This window comes from Leminorella grimontii (genome assembly GCF_039789245.1).
In the GTDB taxonomy this organism is placed as follows: Bacteria; Pseudomonadota; Gammaproteobacteria; order Enterobacterales; family Enterobacteriaceae; genus Leminorella; species Leminorella grimontii.
Genome location: NZ_CP146357.1, coordinates 3,740,775 through 3,763,043, shown reverse-complemented (window position 1 = coordinate 3,763,043; position 22,269 = coordinate 3,740,775). Strand labels below are relative to the sequence as shown.

General features: G+C 50.8%; 15 protein-coding genes. All 15 read left to right on the top strand.

Translation table 11 applies throughout. From position 1 onward, the window contains the following. The first annotated feature begins 135 nt into the window (after positions 1-135). A complete protein-coding gene (locus V8L73_RS17315) occupies positions 136-3,600 on the top strand; it encodes a type VI secretion system tip protein VgrG (RefSeq protein WP_347253584.1) in 3,465 nt (1,154 codons plus the stop codon). A gap of 38 nt (positions 3,601-3,638) precedes the next feature. Further along, positions 3,639-5,108 carry a T6SS immunity protein Tli3 family protein gene (locus V8L73_RS17310; RefSeq protein ID WP_347253583.1) on the top strand — a complete coding sequence of 490 codons (1,470 nt, stop codon included), beginning with the start codon at positions 3,639-3,641 and terminating at the stop codon, positions 5,106-5,108. Between the two features lie 2 nt (positions 5,109-5,110). After that, the gene (locus V8L73_RS17305) at positions 5,111-7,471 is read left to right on the top strand and encodes a T6SS effector phospholipase Tle3 domain-containing protein (RefSeq protein WP_347253582.1); all 2,361 of its coding nucleotides are present in this window, start codon (positions 5,111-5,113) and stop codon (positions 7,469-7,471) included. A gap of 124 nt (positions 7,472-7,595) precedes the next feature. Beyond that, positions 7,596-8,348: a hypothetical protein gene (locus tag V8L73_RS17300; RefSeq protein WP_347253581.1), complete on the top strand. Its 753-nt coding sequence runs from the start codon at positions 7,596-7,598 to the stop codon at positions 8,346-8,348. A 115-nt stretch (positions 8,349-8,463) separates the two neighbouring features. Beyond that, positions 8,464-8,709, top strand: a complete 246-nt coding sequence (locus V8L73_RS17295) for a hypothetical protein (protein WP_347253580.1) — start codon at positions 8,464-8,466, stop codon at positions 8,707-8,709. A gap of 308 nt (positions 8,710-9,017) precedes the next feature. After that, entirely contained in the window at positions 9,018-9,245 is a 228-nt protein-coding gene (locus V8L73_RS19925; RefSeq protein WP_422655598.1) for a PAAR domain-containing protein, read from the top strand. Continuing rightward, a complete protein-coding gene (locus V8L73_RS17290; RefSeq protein WP_347253579.1) occupies positions 9,148-9,675 on the top strand; it encodes a DUF2345 domain-containing protein in 528 nt (175 codons plus the stop codon). The genes V8L73_RS19925 and V8L73_RS17290 overlap by 98 nt, the downstream gene beginning before the upstream one ends. 38 nt (positions 9,676-9,713) lie before the next feature. Beyond that, a complete protein-coding gene (locus V8L73_RS17285) occupies positions 9,714-9,872 on the top strand; it encodes a hypothetical protein (RefSeq protein ID WP_347253578.1) in 159 nt (52 codons plus the stop codon). A gap of 23 nt (positions 9,873-9,895) precedes the next feature. Continuing rightward, the gene (locus V8L73_RS17280) at positions 9,896-11,194 is read left to right on the top strand and encodes a T6SS immunity protein Tli3 family protein (protein WP_347253577.1); all 1,299 of its coding nucleotides are present in this window, start codon (positions 9,896-9,898) and stop codon (positions 11,192-11,194) included. A 2-nt stretch (positions 11,195-11,196) separates the two neighbouring features. After that, complete coding sequence (locus V8L73_RS17275) at positions 11,197-13,527, top strand: T6SS effector phospholipase Tle3 domain-containing protein (protein ID WP_347253576.1); 2,331 nt, start codon at positions 11,197-11,199, stop codon at positions 13,525-13,527. A gap of 44 nt (positions 13,528-13,571) precedes the next feature. Beyond that, positions 13,572-15,074 carry a T6SS immunity protein Tli3 family protein gene (locus V8L73_RS17270; protein WP_347253575.1) on the top strand — a complete coding sequence of 501 codons (1,503 nt, stop codon included), beginning with the start codon at positions 13,572-13,574 and terminating at the stop codon, positions 15,072-15,074. A 99-nt stretch (positions 15,075-15,173) separates the two neighbouring features. Beyond that, positions 15,174-16,637: a hypothetical protein gene (locus V8L73_RS17265; RefSeq protein WP_347253574.1), complete on the top strand. Its 1,464-nt coding sequence runs from the start codon at positions 15,174-15,176 to the stop codon at positions 16,635-16,637. Positions 16,638-16,685: 48 nt separating this feature from the next. Next, positions 16,686-16,943, top strand: coding sequence for a PAAR domain-containing protein (locus V8L73_RS17260; protein WP_347253573.1), 258 nt, complete (start codon positions 16,686-16,688; stop codon positions 16,941-16,943). A gap of 395 nt (positions 16,944-17,338) precedes the next feature. Then, positions 17,339-20,686: an ImcF-related family protein gene (locus V8L73_RS17255; RefSeq protein WP_347253572.1), complete on the top strand. Its 3,348-nt coding sequence runs from the start codon at positions 17,339-17,341 to the stop codon at positions 20,684-20,686. Further along, positions 20,676-22,262 (top strand): type VI secretion system protein TssA, encoded by a 1,587-nt coding sequence (gene tssA, locus V8L73_RS17250; RefSeq protein ID WP_261832511.1) that lies wholly within the window; start codon positions 20,676-20,678, stop codon positions 22,260-22,262. The genes V8L73_RS17255 and tssA overlap by 11 nt, the downstream gene beginning before the upstream one ends. Positions 22,263-22,269: the final 7 nt, after the last annotated feature.

The window sequence follows — 22,269 nt, the reverse complement described above, 5'->3', positions numbered from 1 at the left end:
GCGCTTCCGGTCGAACAGGACAGTGATTAAAGCACATTGCAATTTCGGCCGGAATATCCGCTGAAGTCGATTAAAACGGTTCGTCAGTAGCCTCAGCCACGAACAGCGGCCTGAGGCCAGACAAGGAGTAAAGGAATGAAAGACCAACTGATAAGCAAGGGCAAGGCGCTTTTGGACGAGCAGCTGTCGGCCTACGGGCTGGGCGGGCTGTTTGGCGGTGGAGATGGAAACTCGAGCGGCGGTACCGGCGGGGCGACGCCCGCGTCGGACGGCATGAACCGCTATCAGTTGGGGATAGACGGCGTAAGCGCGCGGCTGTCTATTTTGCGCATTGAGGGGGATGAGCACTTAAGCGAACCGTGGCGCTACGTGGTGCAGTTCACCGCGCCCCACGGGCTTTCGATGCCGCAGGTATTGAGCAAGAGCGTGGCCATCGCGCTGGCGCCCGGCGGTATGAGCGACCTGATGAGCGGCGCGTCCGGCCTAAGCAACGAACTGATGTCGGCGTTCAACGCCTTTGGCGGGATGTTCGGCGACAAGATTGGTCAGGCGTTTAATGCGCCGATTGGCGGCTTCTCGGTCAACGGCATTACGCAAATGGCCAGCCGGGGCGCGTCTATCGCCGGTCGAGTTAGCGGCGCCGCGGGTAAGATTGGCGGCATGGTGGACGGGCTTGGCAGCGCTGCGGGCGCGGTCGGCGGGCTGGCCGGTAAGGCGTCGGGCCTGCTGGGCAGCGTCGGCGGCGCGTTGGGCAAGGCGGGTTCGGGGCTGTCGTCGCTGACGTCGATGGTCGGCGGGGCTGCCGGCGCTCTGGGGCTGGGCGGAAGCGGCGGTGAGACCCGTGCGCTCTACGGCGTGGTGACGTCGTTCAGCCAGCTGTCCTCTTCCGGCGATGAGGCCCGCTATGAGGTGACGGTCAGCCCGCGCCTTCAGCTGCTGGACAACACTCGCGGCAGCGCCATCTACCAGAACCAGACGGTACCGCAGGTGGTGGAAGAGGTGCTGCGCAAGCACGAGCTCACCGGGGTGGACTTCCGCTTCGAGCTGGCTGAGACCTATCCGGTTAAAGAGTACCTGACCCAGTGGGAAGAGAGCGACCTGACGTTTATCCGTCGCCTGCTGGCAGACTCCGGCATCTGGTTCCGCTTCGAGAGCCACGCGGAGCACGGCTGCGACATAGTGGTGTTCGGCGACTCGGTGCAGCAGTATCAGGACGGCCCACAGGCCAGCTACCGTCAGCCAACCGGCAACAACGACGGCGGGCTGGAGGCGGTGTGGGACATGTCCGTCGCGCGCCGAACGGTGCCGCAAAGCGTGCTCACGCAGGACTACAACTACCGCGCGGCCCAGACGGGCATGCAGTCGGAAGTCAATGAACAGAAGAAGGACGTCACCACCCGCGGGCGGCACTACCTGTACGCGGAGCATTATCGCGACCGGGGCGAAGTAGCGCAGAGCGGCAACGAGCAGGACGACCTGCTGGGCCAGTTTAGCAATACGCTGGGCGGCCTGGGAGATATCCCCGGCGTTAGCCAGCTGAGCGGCGTTGCGGACTCGGTGAGCGGCGCGATTGGCAACGTCAAGGGCACGCTTGACGGCGCCGTAGGCAGCGTTACCGGCGCAGTAGGAAGCACGGTCGGCGGATTTACCGGCGGGGCGTCGGGCGTGGGAACCTCCCCGGTCGGCTTTGCTGGTGGCGGCGGCTCTGGCGCCAGCATGGGCGACATCGCGGGCAGCGTGGCGGGCTCGGTAGGCTCTGCCGTCAGCTCGACCGCCAGTTCCGTCGGTTCAGCGGTGACCGGCGCGGCAAGCTCTATCGGCGGTGCGGTCACGGGCGCGGCGCAGGGCATTGCCGGTCAGGCGCAAAGCATGATGAACGACATCGGTTCCGGCGCCAGTGACCTGATGGACAAGGGCTCGGACCTGCTGAACAAATTTGGCGGTGATGATTCAGACGACGCGAGCGAAAGCGGCGAAGAGAGCCAGGAGCCGGAAGGCGTAGGCCAGGGCGCGTGGTACGCCAAGTTGCGCCACCAGCGGCTGATGACCGAACAGATTACCATTACCGGCAAAACCACCCTGTCCCATCTGGCTCCCGGCCAAATCCTGACGGTCAACGGCTCGCCGATATCTGAAGCGAGTGGCGGCATTCTGATTGTGTCGGTAGAAAGCATCGGCGACCGCCAACAGGCCTACCAGCTGACGTTCACCGGTATCCCCTATGACGCCATGCGCCCCTACCGGCCCGAGCTGCTGGCGTGGCCGACCATCGGCGGTACGCTGCCGGCCAGAGTCACCAGCCCCGGCAACGACCAGTACGGCTATATGGACAGCCACGGTCGCTACCGGGTGAAGATGGACTTCGACCTGAACGACTCATGGCGCAAGGGCGAAGAAAGCCTGTGGATGCGCCGGGCGTCGGTCTACGCGGGCGACACCTACGGCCTGCACTTCCCGCTTATTGATGGCACTGAAGTGGCCATCGCCTTTACCGGCGGCAACCCAGACCGCCCCTACATCTCCCATGCCATGCACGACTCCCGCCACCCCGAGTTGGTCACTGCTGCCAACCACAAGCGCAACGTGATACGCACCCCGGCCAATAACAAGCTGCGGATGGACGACGAGCGGGGCAAGGAGCATATCAAAGTTGCGACGGAGTATGGGAAGACGCAGCTGAATATGGGGCACCTGGTGGACGCCGAGCGCAAGCAGCGGGGGGAAGGGTTTGAACTAAGGACGGATGAGTGGGGGGCGATAAGGGCTGGGAAGGGGATTTTTATTAGTGCGGATGGTCAGGAAAAGGCTGCGGGATTAAGCCTTGAGATGAGCGCAGCGTTAAACCAGCTGACTCAGGCAAAAATGGATATGTTAAGCCTGACGGACGCAGCGAATAAAGCGAAGGCGTTGGTTGCGGATATTGAAGCTCAACAATCTTTACTCGAACAGCGTTTGAATGATTTGAGCGCAAAAGTCATATTGGCTAGCGCTCCTCAGGGAATAGGTTTAACCAGTGGGGAACATACCCAAATAGCTAGCGCGCAGAATATGACATTAACTGCGGGTAATCAGGTAGATATAGGCGCGATAAAAAACGTCACTATTTCGGCAGGAGGCGGTGTTGGCCTATATGCTCTCGATGCGGGAATGAAGTTATATGCATCCAATAGCGATATTGATATTCAGGCCCACCAAGGACAGGTAAGTTCTTGGTCGACAAAAGATACTTTTATCAGCAGTGGAAAGCGAATGGTATTGTCTGCTCAAGATGAGCTTATTTTAGTTTGTGGTGGGGGATATATAAAAATTTCCGGCGGAAAAGTAGAGATTGGCGCCCCTGGAGAGTTGCTGATAAAAACAGCAGGCGTGAATAAACAGGGACCTTCTAGCCAAGAGGCTGCCATGAAGTCTTTTGAGCCCAACACGTTTAAAGAGCGTTTCGTTATTACCAACCAAAGTACCGGAGAAACGCTGCCAAACCAGAAATATCGAGTGACCACTTCGGGGGGTAACGTTATTGAGGGAGTTACGGGAGAAGATGGTTTAACTGAATTAATAGAATTTAGTTCCATTGAGCGGGTGAAGATCGAGCTGTTATAGAGTTAACTACGGTTTGGGTTTCTACAAAAGGAATAGGTATGACTGCACCATCATCAAAAAAGAACAAACCGGTTTATATTGTATTAGTTATTGTTCTGGCCGTGGTTGCTTTCCTGGTAATTTGGGGGCAGCTTCAGTCGCGACTAAGTGTAGGAGCTGCGTTTGGGGGGGCTGGGTTTGATGGTAAATCACCCGTAAGTACACATTATTCGGTTGCTGACGTGGAACCGCAAGTAATTTACCGGCTGGACGACAACCGTTATGTCGAGCTGAGCAAGTACACGAGCTGTGAATCTATGTCGGGAGATCAGTGGGTGGCGGAAGCTTGGTATTATGACCTTAATCTGGGAATCAAAACGGAAATATCGCCATGGATACGTGCTTATAAAGGGCGGATTATCAATGCTGACCCGAGCGGTAAGAACTTGGTTTTTCCTCTAGGAAATTCTAGAGCGTTATATTCTTCTGATTATGGGCGGACGTTTTCTTATTGGGTGATAGGTAATCCCTCTGAGATAGCTAGTTCTGCCGAGAATGCGACCTTCGCGGTTACGGATAAGGAACTGGTTTATTATCAGGAAAGGAAGGGGGAGTATTCTTTTACGAAGAAAATATTTGACGGGAAAAACGTAGACGAAAAGTCGGTAACTAATTCTGGCAGTGCAAAGGTTATCCCCGTTTACCCTGCATCCATGGGGGGATACCAGTGTAATGCTGAGGTTAAGCCCAGAAGTGTCAGTAAAATTAAGATAAAAGAATACGATGAGCGGCGGCGGCCGTACTTTGAACAACTCCTACTATCGGTGAACAAAACCATATCTGCAATTGATAAGGTAGGATCTTGGCTGGTCACGCGACGTACGCATTATGCGGTTTACGAGGTGGCACCGCAGGTAATTTACCGGCTGGACGACAACCGCTATGTGGAGTTGAGTAACTACGGTGGTTGTTTGCCATCTTATGAGGATGAGAAGGTCGTGGAGGTTTGGTATCACGACCTGAGTCGCAATATCAAGACTCGATTGTTTTCAAAAATGCGTAACTATCGGGGAAAGGTTATTAACGCCGACCTGAGCGGCAAGAACTTAGCTTTTCCAGTCATGAGTGATAGAACAACCTGCGCGGAAGAAATTTGTGGTGAATCGATGGTGTATTACTCTACTGACTATGGTCGGACGTTTAAGCCCTTCTCTTATCTTAGATATAGCAATGGTACTAGGGATGATAGGGATGAGCCCCGGGATTCTCTGACATATTCGCAAAATTATCTTACTGTTGTGATAACTGACAAAGAGCTGACGGTATATAAACAGTGGGGAAGGAGCTATAAATCGACAAAAATAAAGTTAGATAAAGAAAGTGAAAATAAGATTTATGGCACAGAAGATCCAGTAATTCCTCTCTATACGGCTTTAATGAAGAATTATCAATGCGACGCCAATATTAAACCGAAGGGTGTCGGTCGTATTTCAGTTGAAGAGTACAACAGGCAAAAAAAAGGGAATTAATTATGGCCAAACATGAAGGCGCAACCAGAAAGCTTAATACTTCATCTAATGAACTTGGTCAGCAGACGAGTTCAACGTCAGCAATACCGAGTAGCGTTTGTGTGACCTCGGAGATATCGCCAAAAACTCACCTCCCCGGTGTGATTATTTTTGTCCATGGCGTTAACTCGGAGGGGGAGTGGTACGAAGATGCTGAACAGGCGCTGTGCGATGGATTAAATAACCGCCTGTTTTTGAAAGATAGTTGTTTCGAGTTGAAGCCGAATATATATAAAGGTGACCAAAAGGCTGCAGCCAAATTGAAGGTTAAGACTGAACGTGTCCTTGATGTTGCGGCGGGTGAAGACAGCTATTTAATTGAGCCCAATAACTCGCCAGTCATTCGTTTTTACTGGGGCTACCGCGCAGGGGATGAACTGGGTAACCATCTGGTGCCGTTAAGAAACGTTCAGGGAGAGAGCTACCAGCAGCATCTGCTGGAGGGCAAATTATCAAAGGAAGAGATTGTTAAGCGAGGCCCCTATTTCTGGGGCGGCGGGCCGTTTCAGAATGCGTCAACCACTCTTAACCCTATGTGGGGGAATTTTGGTTTTAGCGAGGATATTATTGGTGGACTGATGTCGACCCAGTGGTTTAACCCGGAAGAGGACCGACTGTTAGCAACTGCGCCGCCGCGTAAGTACTATGCTCACGCTGCCTGGCGCCTGGCGATGCTTATCCAGCGTATTCGCGACCATAGCCCAAATGACACAATAACTATTGTTTCCCACAGTAAGGGAACGATGGTGGCGTTGGCGGCATCATTAATCAGCGCCCCCGATGCACTTTTTCTACTTAATTCACCTTACCGTATGATGAACATTATGACGGATTACTCTGCCGTGGATCGGTCTGAACAGGTGAGTGATGGAGCCAGAGAGGAGACGCTGAAAGCTGTGGTAGAGGCGGTAGCGAAGAATCAGGATAAGCTTTCGCGGTGTGGTTTGGAAAAACATCTTTCTTTAGGCAAGGGTAAGGATGGCAGGGTGTGGACGCCAAACTCGGTACATAGAGGATCGGATGGAACAGATGTTCCAGAAAGGGACAATCATGGTCGAACCTATATTTACTGTAACGCTCACGATAGGGTAATGGGTTCTATCGCGTTGGTGAGCATCGGCTGGCAGGGGTTGCCTAATAGCAAAGACGGGAAAATGCATCCTTTGTTGGAGGAGTGTAAGGGAAAACTGTTCCAACGGCTGATTGCGAGGTGGACACCATGTGGTGGTGAGCCGAATGTTAAAACTAATTTTGGTAGTCTTCCAGATATGTATACCTCGAAGACTATCCCTCCTAATCAGGAGTTGGAACAGCCTGCACGTGAAGTAAAGGAGAGAAATGAACCTTTCTGGGATGATATGCGCTATGCAGTAGAAGTACCAGTAATTGTTGCGGTAAGTTTACCCATTACGGGATTTAAGCTGGGCTATGCCCCCATCTGGCAAACTCCGCCGGAATGGCAAACGATGAATGTCAATGCGGAAAGGGTGCCCGAGCCTTTGAGCGGTGAAGAGATGAAGGCTTTTGATGAGAACAATAGAGATAAGAGCGACGGAAAAAATGAAGGTTGGGGAGAAAGTAAAGTAAAAGAAGGAAAGGTAACTGCGAACGATGAGGCTTATCGTTATTACCTGCCTCTTTATCAGTTGAAGGAACAGAACGGAACTAACATGCATACGTTAACGCTGTTAAACACGTTGCCTGAGGGGATTGATCCCAGCCCGGCTGCAGAAAAGCAGCGTCAAATCAATCGTAGCAAGGGCGAGCTGGGAATAAAAAACGGTTGGATAGTCTGGCAGCATAAAGACTATGCCACCAGTTATAACCCGCAAAAAGCAGGCATAAATAATGGCGATAGCGTGTTTCAGTACTACGGCTACTTAGAGTTTAAGCGTGATAAGGCGGATAAACTGATGAAGCAGACGGACGAACGGTTGAAGACCTATATCTCTCGCCCGACTGACCATAGTACTTTGCCCAGAAGCCATGAGATCATGAGCCGAGTGGCAGCTTTTGACCTACCGATAGGCTTTGGCCGCTGTTTGGATGAGACTGGGATTAAGCTGGATTTGATAAAGCAGGCGGATTGGACGCTACTAGGTAGTGACTTTTATATGGAAAAAGGGGTGTTAGCGCAGGACCCGCAAGGCGATGCATTGATAAAGCAATACTTTTCGAATCAGACTCAGTTATCTCCAGCCATGCCGTCGACAATAAACTGCAGTAAACTCACGAAAAAAGAGTTGGAAGCGTTAGTTAATATGGGACACGAAGTAGCGAAGGATTACGAAGAGGCTAGGGAACGGGGCATTGTATATGATTAATAAAGGGAGTTTAAGGGTGTATAGGGGGATTAAATGAGAAAAAACTCGTGTAGTAATTAGCATGAAGTGGATTATCTTTATCTAAACCTTAACAATCTATAAATATAAAAGTGGAGTTAAATAAATGAACTGGTTTATTCCTGAAATAAATCGGTCAGAGGCGAACGTTCGCTATGTCTGCTGGGTGATTGTATTGCTGTGCATACTTTGTTTAATCGGGGTATGTACATTTATAGTACTAACTACCCCTCTTGATACGCTTTATCGCCAGGGTTTAGCAGAACACTATTCAACAATTGCAGTCACGTTTACTCTGTTGCTTTTCGTTTTAGCGGCCTATACGTTTTCCATTGAACATCAGAAAATGAAAGCGTTAATTTGGAATCGCTGGCGGGCCAGAGACTTGTCTTCTTGGCAAGATTGGACTCATAGACACTATGTGCTCGTCGATAGCGCTGTTTTATCAACATATCAACAGCTTCTTGAATTAATCAAAAGCGGGGGAGATCTAAAGGCCAAGGGCATAAAGCATTCCTTGTTTTCTGACAGTTTTTCGCCTCCAGGGCTAGGTCGGTTTGCTCTAATGTGTAAACACCTTCTGAATGACATTAAATCATCATTAGAAAAATTGAATAAAAAAGAAAAACTTCTGATTTATCTGCAATTGGATGAGTTTATGCAACGTCCTATATTCGATAGGGAAAATCAGGAGGAATCTCTACTGGAAACGCGAATTAAAAGGCAATTTGAAACCGTTTGGAAATCGCTGGGTTTTAGTATTGACATTGAGATCCATATCGTTACTTCAGGAGCGGCAATGGAAACCCTATGGGAACGTTTAGACGACGAAAGTAAGAGTATATATAGCTACGGCTAAATACCAGACTGCTGTTACTCAAGGATGCGATGAACTTGCATCAGCTGTGCTTTTACTACCAGATAAGTCGATATCTATCGTAGATTTTTCCAATTCTGTTTGCCTATATCGCGGTATGGATTCAACAAAACAAAATTTACCAGAAGATATAAAACACCTGATCGAAGCAGGCCAGCAGCTCAACGTTATAGCTAATGAGCTTAAAATCCCTTTAAATAAAGAACACTCTCCTTTTGGAATAATTAGCCTAAACGGTATCGTTGAAGAAACAACTTCACGGAAATATTGGTATTTATTGGCGTTGAGTGGGCTTTCGTTAAAGAAAAAAGAAGGCGCCTGCCTTTTGATTTCGACCGGTTAGGATAGTGAGATTTTATTACAAATTGTTGGCAATAGGGATGAGCTAAAAAAAGGTTCATATACGATAGAAATGCCATTGTATTTCCTCTTGGCTGCATCTCTGCTTCACTAGCATTAGTCGTGCCGTTTGCGATATCTATAAGGGGGATCTTTCCTACATTAGGCTATTTAGGACTGTTTTTTTCTATGGTACTAGGCGGCGGTGGGCTGATAGTGATTACCATTTTTTTACATCAACTATTGTGTAGCGCTATTGTGGCGAATAAATATTATCAATAAATATCGTTAAATTTTTATTTATAATGCTAAATGTTATTGGTATATATAATGAAGAAAATAATTAGACTTAATGATAAAACATCTCATGGTGGGAGCGTAATCACGGCTACATCAATATTAAAGATAAATGGTATTCCTGCTGCATTGATTAACGATTGTAGTGGCACACTACACGATAAAAAACGTCACTATTTCGGCAGGAGGCGGTGTTGGCCTATATGCTCTCGATGCGGGAATGAAGTTATATGCATCCAATAGCGATATTGATATTCAAGCCCACCAAGGACAGGTAAGTTCTTGGTCGACAAAAGATACTTTTATCAGCAGTGGAAAGCGAATGGTATTGTCTGCTCAAGATGAGCTTATTTTAGTTTGTGGTGGGGGATATATAAAAATTTCCGGCGGAAAAGTAGAGATTGGCGCCCCTGGAGAGTTGCTGATAAAAACAGCAGGCGTGAATAAACAGGGACCTTCTAGCCAAGAGGCTGCCATGAAGTCTTTTGAGCCCAACACGTTTAAAGAGCGTTTCGTTATTACCAACCAAAGTACCGGAGAAACGCTGCCAAACCAAAAATATCGAGTGACCACTTCGGGTGGTAACGTTATTGAGGGAGTTACGGGAGAAGATGGTTTAACTGAATTAATAGAATTTAGTTCTATTGAGCGGGTGAAGATCGAGCTGTTATAGAGTTAACTACGGTTTGAGTTTCTACAAAAGGAATAGGTATGACTGCACCATCATCAAAAAAGAACAAACTGGTTTATGTTGTGTTAGTTATTGTTCTGGCCGTGGTTGCTTTCCTGGTAATTTGGGGGCAGCTTCAGTCGCGGCTAAGTGTAGGAGCTGCGTTTGGGGGGCTGGGTTTGATGGTAAATCACCCGTAAGTACACATTATTCGGTTGCTGACGTGGAACCGCAAGTAATTTACCGGCTGGACGACAACCGTTATGTTGAGCTGAGCAAGTACACGAGCTGTGAATCTATGTCGGGAGATCAGTGGGTGGCGGAAGCTTGGTATTATGACCTCAATCTGGGAATCAAAACGGAAATATCGCCATGGATACGTGCTTATAAGGGTCGGATTATCAATGCTGACCCGAGCGGTAAGAACTTGGTTTTTCCTCTAGGAAATTCTAGAGCGTTGTATTCTTCTGATTATGGGCGGACGTTTTCTTATTGGGTGATAGGTAATCCCTCTGAGATAGCTAGTTCCGCTGAGGATGCGACCTTCGCGGTTACGGATAAGGAACTGGTTTATTATCAGGAAAGGAAGGGGGAGTATTCTTTTACGAAGAAAATATTTGACGGGAAAAACGTAGACGAAAAGTCGGTAACTAATTCTGGCAGTGCAAAGGCTATCCCCGTTTACTCTGCATCCATGGGGGGATACCAGTGTAATGCTGAGGTTAAGCCCAGAAGTGTCAGTAAAATTAAGATAAAAGAATACGATGAGCGGCGGCGGCCGTACTTTGAACAACTCCTACTATCGGTGAACAAAACTGTATCTGCAATTGATAAGGTAGGATCTTGGCTGGTCACGCGACGTACGCATTATGCGGTTTACGAGGTGGCACCGCAGGTAATTTACCGGCTGGACGACAACCGCTATGTGGAGCTGAGCAACTACGGTGGTTGTTTGCCATCTTATGAGGATGAGAAGGTCGTGGAGGTTTGGTATCACGACCTGAGTCGCAATATCAAGACTCGATTGTTTTCAAAAATGCGTAACTATCGGGGAAAGGTTATTAACGCCGACCTGAGCGGCAAGAACTTAGCTTTTCCAGTCATGAGTGACAGAACAACCTGCGCGGAAGAAATCTGTGGTGAATCGATGGTGTATTACTCTACTGACTATGGTCGGACGTTTAAGCCCTTCTTTTATCTTAGATATAGCGATGGCCTTAAGAATGATAAGCGTGAACCCTTGGATTCTCTGAAATATTCGCAGGATTATCTTATCACCATAATAACGGACAAAGAGCTGGCCCTGTATAGGAAAGATGGATACGGGTATAAGTTTGAAAAAATCGCGCTTGATAAAGTCGATGGAAATGGCGAACCAGTAGATAGCTGGGGCCGTGAAGACCTAATTCTTCCCCCTCACCCAGGCTTAATGGATAGCTATCAATGTGACGCCACAATCCGACCGAAGAGCGTCGACGGCATTACGGTAGAAGAATATAACCGGCAGAGAAAAGGGAATTAATTATGGCCAAACATGAAGGTGCAACCAGAAAGCTCAATACTTCATCTAATGAACTTGGTCAGCAGACGAGTTCAACGTCAGCAATACCGAGTAGTGTTTGTGTGACTTCGGAAATATCGCCAAAGCCTCATCTTCCCGGCGTAATTATTCTTGTCCATGGCGTTAACTCGGAGGGGGAGTGGTATGAACCAACTGAACAGGCGCTGTGTGATGGGTTAAATAAACGTCTGTTTCTGGAAGGCAGTGAATACGAGTTGAAGCCTAATGTGTATAAGGGAGATAAAAAGGCAAAGGTTAAGACTGAGCGCGTTCTTGATGTTGATGCTGGTGAAGATAGCTATTTAATTGAGTCCAATAATTCCCCCGTTATCCGCTTTTTTTGGGGATATCGCGCCAGTGAAGATGAATTGGGACGCTACTTGGTGCCGTTAAGAAACGTTCAAGGAGAGAGCTACCAGCAGCACCTGTTGGAGGGCAAACTGTCTAAGCAGGAAATAGCCAATCGGGGACCCTATTTTTGGGGTGGTGGTCCGTTTCAGAACGCCTCTACCATGCTTAACCCTATGTGGGGCGACTTTCATTTTAGTGAAGAGATTGCTGGCGGTCTGCTATCGGCCCAGTGGGTTAACCCTGAAGACGATCGGCTGCTGACGACCGCACCGTCGCGCAAATACTATTCCCACGCCGCTTGGCGGCTGGCGATGCTGATTGAGCGCATTCGCGAGCATAGTCCGAACGACACGGTGACTATTGTTTCCCACAGTAAGGGGACGATGGTGGCGCTGGCGGCATCGCTAATCAGTGCTCCTGATTCGCTGTTCTTGCTCAATTCTCCTTATCGCTTGACGAACGAGATGACAGACTACACAGCGGTAGACTCTTCTGAATGGGCGACCGTCAGCGACAGAGAAGAGACGTTGAAGGCTGTAGTAGACGCGGTCGCGAAAAACAGTGACAAAATCAAAAAGGATTGTCTTTATAAGCATATTTCGTTAGGTAAAGGCAAAGACGAGCGGGCGTGGTCGTTAGATACCGTGCATCAGGGAGCCGACGGAGAAGGGATAGCAGAAAGAGATAATCATGGTCGTACCTATAATTACTGTAACGCCCATGATCGGGTGATGGGGTCAGTAGCGCTGGTAAGCATTGGCTGGCAGGGGTTTCCTAATGACAAGAACGGTAAGCCGCATCGGCTGCTGGAGAAATGCAAAGGCAAGCTGTTCCAGCGCCTGATGGCGAGGAGCACGCCGTGCGGCGATGTCCCTAATGCCAAAACGAATTTTGGCGAATTGCCGGATATGTATACTCGGATTAATATCCCAGCCGATGAGGAATCGGGGATATCAGCCTATGAGATGAAGATTAGAAAAGAACCGTTCTGGGACGATATGCGTCATGCGGTCGAAGTGCCGGTGAACGTTGCGGTGAGTTTACCTATTACGGGACTTAAACAGGGTTATTTCCCTATCTGGCAAACACCGCCGGAGTGGCAAACGATAAATATCAATGCGGAAAAGGTGCCTAATCCTTTGAGCGGTGAAGAGATGAAGGCTTTTGATGAGAATAATCGGCACAAAGGAAATGAAAAACCGGGGAGGATTGGTGAGGGATGGGGGCAGTCGAAAATAGTAAAAGTAGTGATAAATGGTAAAGAAGAAGATGTCGAAAAAGAGAATGACGAAGCCTACCGTTTTTATCTACCGTTGTACCAGTTGAAAGATCTCAGCCATAACAGGTATATCACTAGGTTTTTGAACACGTTGCCAGAAGGGATTGACACAAGCCCAGAGGCTGAACAGCAGCGTAAAATCAATCGCATCAAGGGTGAGTTAGGGATAAAAAACGGCTGGATAGTCTGGCAGTCTACAAACTATGGTGAAAACTATAACCCGCAGAAAGTAGGAGTAAATTCGGGTGAGAGGGTGTTTCAGTATTATTGTTATCTGGAGTTTAACCACGAGAAAGTGGAGCGCGTGATGAAGCAGACGGATGAACAGCTGAAAACCTATATTTCTCGCCCGACTGACCACAGCACTCTACCCAGAGATCTTGATATTATGAGCCGAGTGGCTGCCTTTGACCTGCCGATAGGTTTTGGTCGCTGCCTGGATACAATCAAGTTGGACCTGATAAGGCAAGCGGATTGGACGCTGCCAGACAGCGACTTCTATATGAAAAAGGGAGTGCTGGCGCAAGACCCGCAGGGAAAAGCGCTGATAGAGACATATTTTGCCCATCAAAAAACACATTTGTCTCCGGCGATGCCGTCGACGGTAAAACATACCCCAAAAGAGAAGATGGAGCCGGTTATTCAGCAGGACTACGTGTTCTAAAGTAAAGAAAAGGGCGCTAATTCTGATTAATCACAGGGAGTTATATGAATACACCGATAAAAGCGAAAAAACCGGGCTATGTCATCTTTCTTATCGTATTAGTTGTCATCGGAGGGGCTGTTGTGGCGTTGGGCTTTTTTGGTCAGCTTCAGTCGCGGTTAAGCGTAGGAGCGGCGTTTGGCGGAGCGGGATTTGATAGACGGCCAATGCAAACGCATTATTCAACCTATGATATAGAGCCGCAGGTGATTTACCGGCTGGACGATAACCGTTACGTGGAGCTAAGCAATAATGAGGGCTGTCAGGTTACGAGCAAAGACCAGTGGGTATCTGAAGTCTGGTATTATGACCGTAACTTGGGTATCAAAACAAAAATATCATCAAAAATACGCAACTATCAGGGGCGGATAATTAATGCCGATCTGAGCGGTAAGAATCTTATTTTTCCTGTATCAGACGACAGGTTGTCCTGCTCGGATAGAAACGGATGTGGTAATTCAGGCGTACTTTATTCTACAGACTATGGCAGGACGTTGTCTTATTGGGCTCTTGGTCCCTATTTATCGTCAGACCCTTCGAGGGATTCGAAACAATATACTATAGTAATAACGGAAAAAGAGCTGATTGCTTATAAACGCAATTCCTTTATAAAAATGGAGATTGGCGGAAAAACTATCAACGGAATGCCGTTAGAGATTACTGGTAGTGTAAAAACTATTCCCTCGTACCCAGTAGTTATGGACCACTATCAGTGTGACGCTAACATCAAGCCGAAAAGCGTCGGTCGTATTGCTATAGAGGAATACGATGAACGGGATCCTCCGTATTTTGATGAGCTTTTATTGGCTGTAAACAAGACTATTTCAGCACTTGATAAGGTTGAATTTTATCAAGCCACACTACGCACGCACTATGCAGTCTACGACGTGGCTCCGCAGGTGATTTACCGGTTAGATGACAGTCGCTACGTGGAGTTGAGCAATTATAGTGGTTGTCAGCCGACATACGAAGATGAGAGGGTAGTGGGCGTCTGGTATTACGACCTGCGCCACAATATCAGGACTCGATTATTTTCAAAAATGCGCAGTTTCCAGGGAAGAATTATTAACGCTGACCCAAGCGGTAAAAATTTGGCCTTTCCTGTAACTGCTGATAAAACGAGCTGTGAGGAGGAACTTTGCGGCAAGTCGGCAGTATACTATTCTACCGACTATGGTAGGACGTTTAACGCTTTTTATTCTCTGATTAAACCCAATGCTGTAGCTGAGGGGAAGGACCCATCACTGTATTCAGAATATTCGAAACACTTGACTGTTGTTATAACGGATAAAAATCTGACCGTGTATGGGGAAACCGCAGGTGGGTATAAATTTGCCAGTATTTCGTTAGATAAAGAAAATCAAGAGAAGCCAGACGTGAGTTATGGTTTTGTTAGGGCTATCCCGTCCTATTCAGTTGTGATGGACCATTATCAGTGCGATGCCAATATCAAGCCGAGGCACGTCGGTGGCATTTCGGTGGAAGAGTATCGAAAGAGGCAATTGTAGCTGCAAAGGGAAGGCGGACAGTAGGGAAACGTTTTGAATACCCTATCCGCCAGCCTACACGTTAATTAACGTATAACTATAGAGAATGGAGTTTAACAAATGAACTGGTTTATTCCTGAAATAAATCGGTCAGAGGCGAACGTTCGCTATGTCTGCTGGGTGATTATATTGCTGTGTATACTTTGTTTAATCGGGGGATGTACATTTATAGTGCTAACTACCCCTCTTGATTCGCTTTATCGTCAGGGTTTAGCGGAACACTATTCAACAATTGCAGTCACGTTTACTCTGTTGCTTTTCGTTTTAGCTGCCTATGCGTTTCCCATTGAGCATCAGAAAATGAAAGCGTTAATTTGGAATCGCTGGCGGGCTAGAGACTTGTCTTCTTGGCAAGATTGGACTCATAGACACTATGTGCTCGTCGATAGCGTTGTTTTATCAACATATCAACAGCTTCTTGAATTAATCAAAAGCGGGGGAGATCTGGAGGCTGAGGGCGTAAAGCATTCCTTGTTTTCTGACAGTTTTTCGCCTCCAGGGCTAGGTCGGTTTGCTCTAATGTGTAAACACCTTCTGAATGACATTAAATCATCATTAGAAAAATTGAATAAAAAAGAAAAACTTCTGATTTATCTGCAATTGGATGAATTTATGCAACGCCCTATATTCGATAGCGCCAATCAGGAGGCGTCACTGCTGGAAAAACGAATCAAAAGGCAGTTTGAAACCGTTTGGAAATCGCTGGGTTTGAGTATCGATATTGAGATCCACATCGTTACTTCAGGATCAGCAATGGAAACCCTATGGGAACGTTTAGACGACAAAAATGAGAGTAAATATAGCGCGCTCGTCATTACGGCTAAATACCAGACTGCTGTTACTCAAGGATGCGATGAACTTGCGTCGGCTGTGCTTTTACTACCAGATAAGTCGATATCTATCGTAGATTTTTCCAATTCCGTTTGCCTATATCGCGGTATGGATTCAACAAAACAAAATTTACCAGAAGATATAAAACACCTGATCGACGCAGGTCAGCAGCCATTAGCGTCAATAGATGAAATCTGGCATAGTGGCCTTGATGAAGAAACGGGGATGCAGCTCAACGTTATAGCTAATGAGCTTAAAATCCCTTTAAATAAAGAACACTCTCCTTTTGGAATAATTAGCCTAAACGGTATCGTTGAAGAAACAACTTTACGGAAATATTGGTATTTATTAGCGTTAAGTGGGCTTTCGTTAAAGAAAAAAGAAGGCGCCTGCCTTTTGATTTCGACCGGTTCGGATAGTGAGATTTTATTACAAATTGTTGGCAATAGGGATGAGCTAAAAAAAAGCTTCATATACGATAGAAATGCCATCGTATTTCCTCTTGGTAGCATCTCTGCTTCACTAGCATTATTCGTGCCGTTTGCGATATCTATAAGGGGGATCTTTCCTACATTAGGCTATTTAGGCCTGTTTTTTTCTATGGTACTAGGAGGCGGTGGGCTGATAGCGATTACCATTTTTTTACATCAACTATTGTGTAGCGCTATTGTGGCGAATAAATATTATCAATAAATATCGTTGAATTTTTATTTATAATGCTAAATGTTATTGGTATATATAATGAAGAAAATAATTAGACTTAATGATAAAACATCTCATGGTGGGAGCGTAATCACGGCCACATCGACATTAAAGATAAATGGTATTCCTGCTGCACTGCTTAACGATCTTGTGTCCTGTCCTGTTCATGGCGTAAATCCTATTATTGAATGTTCCCATTCGTATAACGAAGAAGGTAAAGGCATCGTTGTTGAACAATGTAAGAGTGCCTGTGGTTCTATAGTTTTTCCCAGCCAAAGTGAATTCAGTGTTGATTGATAAATTATTTTTCCACTATTTATTTTGAGAGTGACGAAATTTATTAGTACTTTATATTAATTTTATATATTTCCCTTTGTATCCATTGTTATAAAAAGCTTGGGGGCAAATGCTCCATAATTAAGGATTTCCTAATGAGTAAATGGAAGGTTTTATGCCTGATTATAATTACCTTGCTGGCCGCTTTAGCATTATGGGGAATTATTAATTATTTCTCTGATTCGTTTGGATGGACTGAACTGAATCAAAGGCTATTTGTTTGGGGAATATCTTGCCTATTGCTAATATTGCTGGGACTAGTGCCAGCTATTTTGGCTATTTACAATCAAATAAAGTCTAAGCATCAGGAAGAGGGCAAACTCCCACCATCAAATAAAACCGGTAAAGATAAAAAGGTGTTGGAGTCACCGTTTGCGGATTTGGCTGAACAACTCCGCCACCGCTACGGCCCCTTCTGGCGCCGAAAACTCCGCTGGATCCTGGTTGTAGGCGAGGAAGCCGACGTCGATCTCGTCGCCCCCGGCCTGCGAACCGACAAATGGCAAATCGGCAACGACGCCCTGCTCATCTGGGGCGGAACCACCAAAGCGGCGTTGGACGACGCCTGGCTCAAGCAGTTAAAACGCCTTCGTCGCGTGCGGCCCGTCGATGCGCAGGTGTGGGTGGTGAAGGCGGACGACTATGCGCCCAGCAAGGACAAAAAGGCCCAGCAGGACAAGGCGCTGTGGCAGATGCACGCCCGCAACCAGCAGCTTGGCTACGCCGCGCCGCTTTACCTGCTCGACCTGCGGACTACCGCGTGGGACCAGTCCGACAGGGAAGAGCAGGCGGTCGGCACGCTGTTCCCCGCCAGAGCCACGCCGGACGAGCTGGCCAAGCGCCTGGCGTCAGTCTCCCAAAGCGCCACCGATGAAGGCATGGCGCAGGTGATGGTAAACAACCGTCACGCCTTTCTTCTTCAGCTGGCGCAGGACTTGGAGCAGCGCGACGTTCCTCGCCTGAAGGGCTGGCTGCCCCAGCTTTTGACCGCGCAGGGCGCGAACCCGCTGCGCGGATTGATGTTTACCTGCGCCGTAGCGCGCCCGGATACCGTTGCCGATCGCGCCTTTGTGCCGACGCCCGCCTGGCAGGCGATTGTTGACGACAGCCGTATAGCGAAGGGCAGGGGCGTCGGCGTGCCGTGGATGCGCGGGCTCAACGTCGCGGTGCTGACGGCGATTGCCCTGTTCGGCGCGGGCAGCGTCGTGTCTTACATCGGCAACGTAGGGCTGATTTCTTCCGCAAAGGACTTAGCCGCCGACGCGAACGACTTCAGCGCCGATATGACCACCCGCCTGACTCGCCAGCAGGCGCTCAAGCAGCAGATGACCCAGCTTCAGCACCGCATGCAGCACGGCAGCCCGTGGTACCTGCGCTTCGGTTTAAACGCCAACGACGCGCTGCTGGCGGCGCTGTGGCCCTCCTACCGCACCGCCAATGAGCAGAACGTGCAGTCCGTCGTGGTTGCCAGCCTGAGCGGCAGCCTGGAGCGGCTGGTGCAGATGCCCCCCAACAGCCCTGAACGCGCCCAGTTGGCGAAAGACGGCTACGACCGGCTGAAGGCCTACCTGATGCTGTCGCGGCCCGACCGGGTCGACGCGCCGCTGCTTGGCAAGACGCTTATCGCCAACGCGGGCCCGGCCCCAGCGGCGGTGACCGAAGGCGTCTGGCAGAGCGTGGGCGCGGAGCTGATGCAGTTCTACGCCGATAACCTCTCTCGCCATCCCGACTGGGCGATTAAGCCCGACCGCCGCCTGATTAACGACGTTCGCCAGGTACTGATTAACCAAATCGGCATGCAGAACGCCGAAACCGCCATCTATCAGGGCATCCTCAAGCGGGTGGCGCAGAACTACGGCAACCTGACCCTCAACCAGGTGCTGAACGGTCTCGACGGCCGTGCGCTGTTCCACACAGAAGAAGAGGTGCCCGGCATGTTCACCCGCGAAGCGTGGGAAGGCATGGTGGAGAAAGAGATAGAAAAGGCGGTGAAAAACCGCCGTGAAGAGATCGACTGGGTGCTGACCGACAGCGGCAAGAGCCTCGGCGGTGAAATCGCGCCGGAGGCGCTGAAGGCCAGGCTGACCGACCGCTACTTTACCGACTACGGCGCCGCTTGGCTCAACTTCCTCAACGGCATCAGCTGGGAGCGGGCGGAGTCCATCTCCGACGTTATCGACCAGCTTACCCTGATGGCGGACGCCCGCCAGTCGCCGCTGATTGCGCTAATGAACACCGTCAAGTACCAGGGGCAGACGGCGCAGAAGGGGCGCGGCCTGTCCGAAACGCTGGTGCAGTCCGCGCAGGAGGTCTTCGGCGCCAAGGCCAAAAGGCTTGACGCCATCCCGATGGACACCGACGAACCGACCGGCCCGCTGGACGGCACCTTCGGCCCGCTGCTGCGCATCGTACAGAGCGGCGCTAAGGGCGAAGGCGACAACCTCAGCCTGCAAACCTATCTGACCCGCGTTACCCGCGTTCGGCTTAAGCTACAGCAGATCACCACCGCGCCGGACCCGCAGGCCATGACCCAGGCGCTGGCGAAGACGGTGTTTGAAGGCAAAGCGATCGACCTGACGGACACCCGCGACTACGGCAGCCTGATTGCCGCCAGCCTCGGCGAAGAGTGGGCCGGGTTCGGCAACAGCCTGTTCGTGCAGCCGCTGGAACAGGCGTGGCAGGGCGTGTTAGAGCCGGCAGCGATGAGCTTTAACAGCGCCTGGCGCGAAAGCATCGCCGACCCGTGGTATCGCACCTTCAACGGTCGCTATCCGTTCAAGGCTACCGGCAACGACGCCTCCCTGCCGGAGCTGGGCCGCTTCCTGCGCCCCGACAGCGGCATGATCGAGCGCTTCGTCACCACGCAGCTTGGCGGCATCCTGCACAAGCAGGGAGACCTTTGGGTGGCTGACGCGCTGAACTCGCAGGGATTGACCTTTAATCCGCAGTTTATCGCTGCGCTCAACCAGCTTAGCCGGGTCTCCGGCATCCTGTACGCCAGCGGCGACGCGAAGATGTCCTTTGAGCTGATGGCCCGGCCAAGCAAGGATGTGGTGAAAACCGAACTGCTGCTGGACGGCGAAAGCCTGGTCTACTTCAACCAGATGGAAGCGTGGAAAACCATGACCTGGCCGGGAGACACCTACTCTCCGGGCGCACAGCTCAGCTGGAGCACCGCCGATGCCGGCCAGCGCCTGCTGGACAGCCCGAAAGGCAGCTGGGGCTGGATCCGCCTGCTGGAGCAGGCCAAGGTGACGCAGATAGACAGCAGCCGCTATCGGGTAACGTGGCGAGCGGAAGATGGAAAGAATCTGACCTATATCCTGCGCGCCCAGAGCTACAGCGGGCCGCTGGAGCTGCTTAAGCTTCGAAACTTCCGCCTGCCTGCCAGCGTGTTCGTCACCGCCAGCAGCCCGGCCCCGCCGCCGCCGGCTGAACCCTATGCCGCTGATGATTCGACGGCAGGCGTCGGTTCGAAAAAGCCGGAAAAGCAGGGCGAACCGAAGATTATCGGCAATCCGGTTTCGACGGCGGACGCCTCTACCGTAAGGCCGCCGCAAAAGGCAAAGCCGGCCGCTGAAGCTGAGTCGGCGCAGGCCCAAGAGGGCGAAGCGACGCAGGAGGCCGCTCAGGAAACGACGGCCACAGCAGGCACATCGACCCCCATTTCAGGAATGATAAGAATAGAAAACGATGCTCACTAAACTACTTCAAACGCTGTTTGGCGCTAATAATCCGCAGGAAGCCACCGGTCGCCGCATCAAGCAGCACTGGCAGGCATGGCTGGAACCCATCGACGGCGACAGCCCGGTCGGCGTCGATCCCGGCTATGACGACGACTTTCAGTTCATCAAAGAGGAAATCGCCAAGCTGTCCGGCATCGACGCCGCGCAGATTGTGGCGCTGAGCGAAGGGCTTTTGTACGCGCGCACTAAGGATCTGCGCGTCGCAACCTACTACGCCTGGGCGCGCCTGCGATTGGACGGCGTCAAGGGCCTGGCCGACGGCCTTGAGCTGCTGGCCGGGCTTATTGCCCGCTACGACACCATGCTGTTCCCCGCCCGCGGAGAAAGCAAAAAAGCGGCGGTCGAGTGGCTGGCAAGCCACAAGTTTATCGACCTGCTGGAAAATCAGCCGGGTCTGGATCAGGACGACCTCGAACGCGCCATTGCCGCCCTGTCGCTGATGATGAAGTACACCCAGCTGTGGGAAGAGCCGCTGCGGCCCGATCTCGGTGCGCTTATCCGCTTTTTTGAAAACCGGCTGGAGGGCCCAGAGCCCGCGCCGCTGCCGTCGCCCGCGACGCCTTCCACATCGCCTTCGTCGACGCCGCCAGCGGCAAGCGGCGCGGTGCGTCAGGAGGGCGTAGGGTCGCTTCGCGACGTGCTGGATCAGGCCCGGCGCATGTCCGCCTTCCTGCGGGAGAAGCCCGACGGCTATCTGGCGGCGGTGCGGCTTATTCGCAGCGTCCGCTGGGACACGGTGACTTCGCTCCCTCCCCACGACGACCGCTACGCCACCCGGCTGATTGCGCCTCGCGTAGAGCTAAAGCAGCACCTTAATCGCCTGTGGCTTCAGCAAAACTGGCTGGAGCTGCTGGAACAGGTCGAACGGGCGTTCTCAGAGGCGGCCAACCACTTCTGGTTTGACCTGCAGCGCTACGCCTGCGACGCCATGCTGAACGCAGGCGCGCCCTACAGCGCCTGGCAGGAAATCTGCCTGACCGACGTCGCCCTGATGCTCGACCGCCTAAGGGGCATCGAACGCCTGACCTACAGCGACGGCACGCCGTTCGCCGACGGCGAAACGCTGGCGTGGATCGCCACCTCCGCCACCCTACGCCATCTGGACGAAGGCGAAGCGCTGGCGCCGGTCGCATTGGACGGCGGCGACAACTGGGCGGAAATCGAATATCAGGCAACCGAAATCGCCCACCGCGACGGGCTGGAGGCCGCCTTCGGCTTCTTAAACAGCCTGCCGGACATCGTCACCGACCGACAGGACTACCTTAAACGCATGCTCCTGGCCCGCCTGGCCGAACAGAGCGGCAAACCGGACGTCGCCCTGCGCCTGCTCAAAGCGCTAGACGAACGCTGCGACCGCTACCGCCTGATGAACTGGGAACCCGACCTGGTGTTCGAGCTTAAGGCCAGGCTGCTAAAGCTCATCCAGTACAAAAGCATGCTAAAAGACGCCGACCGCGCCACCCTAAGCCTCGAAGCCGAACGCCTGCTCGCCGAACTGACGGTGCTCAATCCCGCCAGAGCACTGACGTATTAAATGTTTT

Coding starts and splice junctions, on each gene's coding strand:
- V8L73_RS17315 (WP_347253584.1), top strand. CDS start 136: ATGAAAGACCAACTGATAAGCAAGGGCAAGGCGCTTTTGGACGAGCAG.
- V8L73_RS17310 (WP_347253583.1), top strand. CDS start 3,639: ATGACTGCACCATCATCAAAAAAGAACAAACCGGTTTATATTGTATTA.
- V8L73_RS17305 (WP_347253582.1), top strand. CDS start 5,111: ATGGCCAAACATGAAGGCGCAACCAGAAAGCTTAATACTTCATCTAAT.
- V8L73_RS17300 (WP_347253581.1), top strand. CDS start 7,596: ATGAACTGGTTTATTCCTGAAATAAATCGGTCAGAGGCGAACGTTCGC.
- V8L73_RS17295 (WP_347253580.1), top strand. CDS start 8,464: ATGGATTCAACAAAACAAAATTTACCAGAAGATATAAAACACCTGATC.
- V8L73_RS19925 (WP_422655598.1), top strand. CDS start 9,018: ATGTTATTGGTATATATAATGAAGAAAATAATTAGACTTAATGATAAA.
- V8L73_RS17285 (WP_347253578.1), top strand. CDS start 9,714: ATGACTGCACCATCATCAAAAAAGAACAAACTGGTTTATGTTGTGTTA.
- V8L73_RS17275 (WP_347253576.1), top strand. CDS start 11,197: ATGGCCAAACATGAAGGTGCAACCAGAAAGCTCAATACTTCATCTAAT.
- V8L73_RS17270 (WP_347253575.1), top strand. CDS start 13,572: ATGAATACACCGATAAAAGCGAAAAAACCGGGCTATGTCATCTTTCTT.
- V8L73_RS17265 (WP_347253574.1), top strand. CDS start 15,174: ATGAACTGGTTTATTCCTGAAATAAATCGGTCAGAGGCGAACGTTCGC.
- V8L73_RS17260 (WP_347253573.1), top strand. CDS start 16,686: ATGAAGAAAATAATTAGACTTAATGATAAAACATCTCATGGTGGGAGC.
- tssA (WP_261832511.1), top strand. CDS start 20,676: ATGCTCACTAAACTACTTCAAACGCTGTTTGGCGCTAATAATCCGCAG.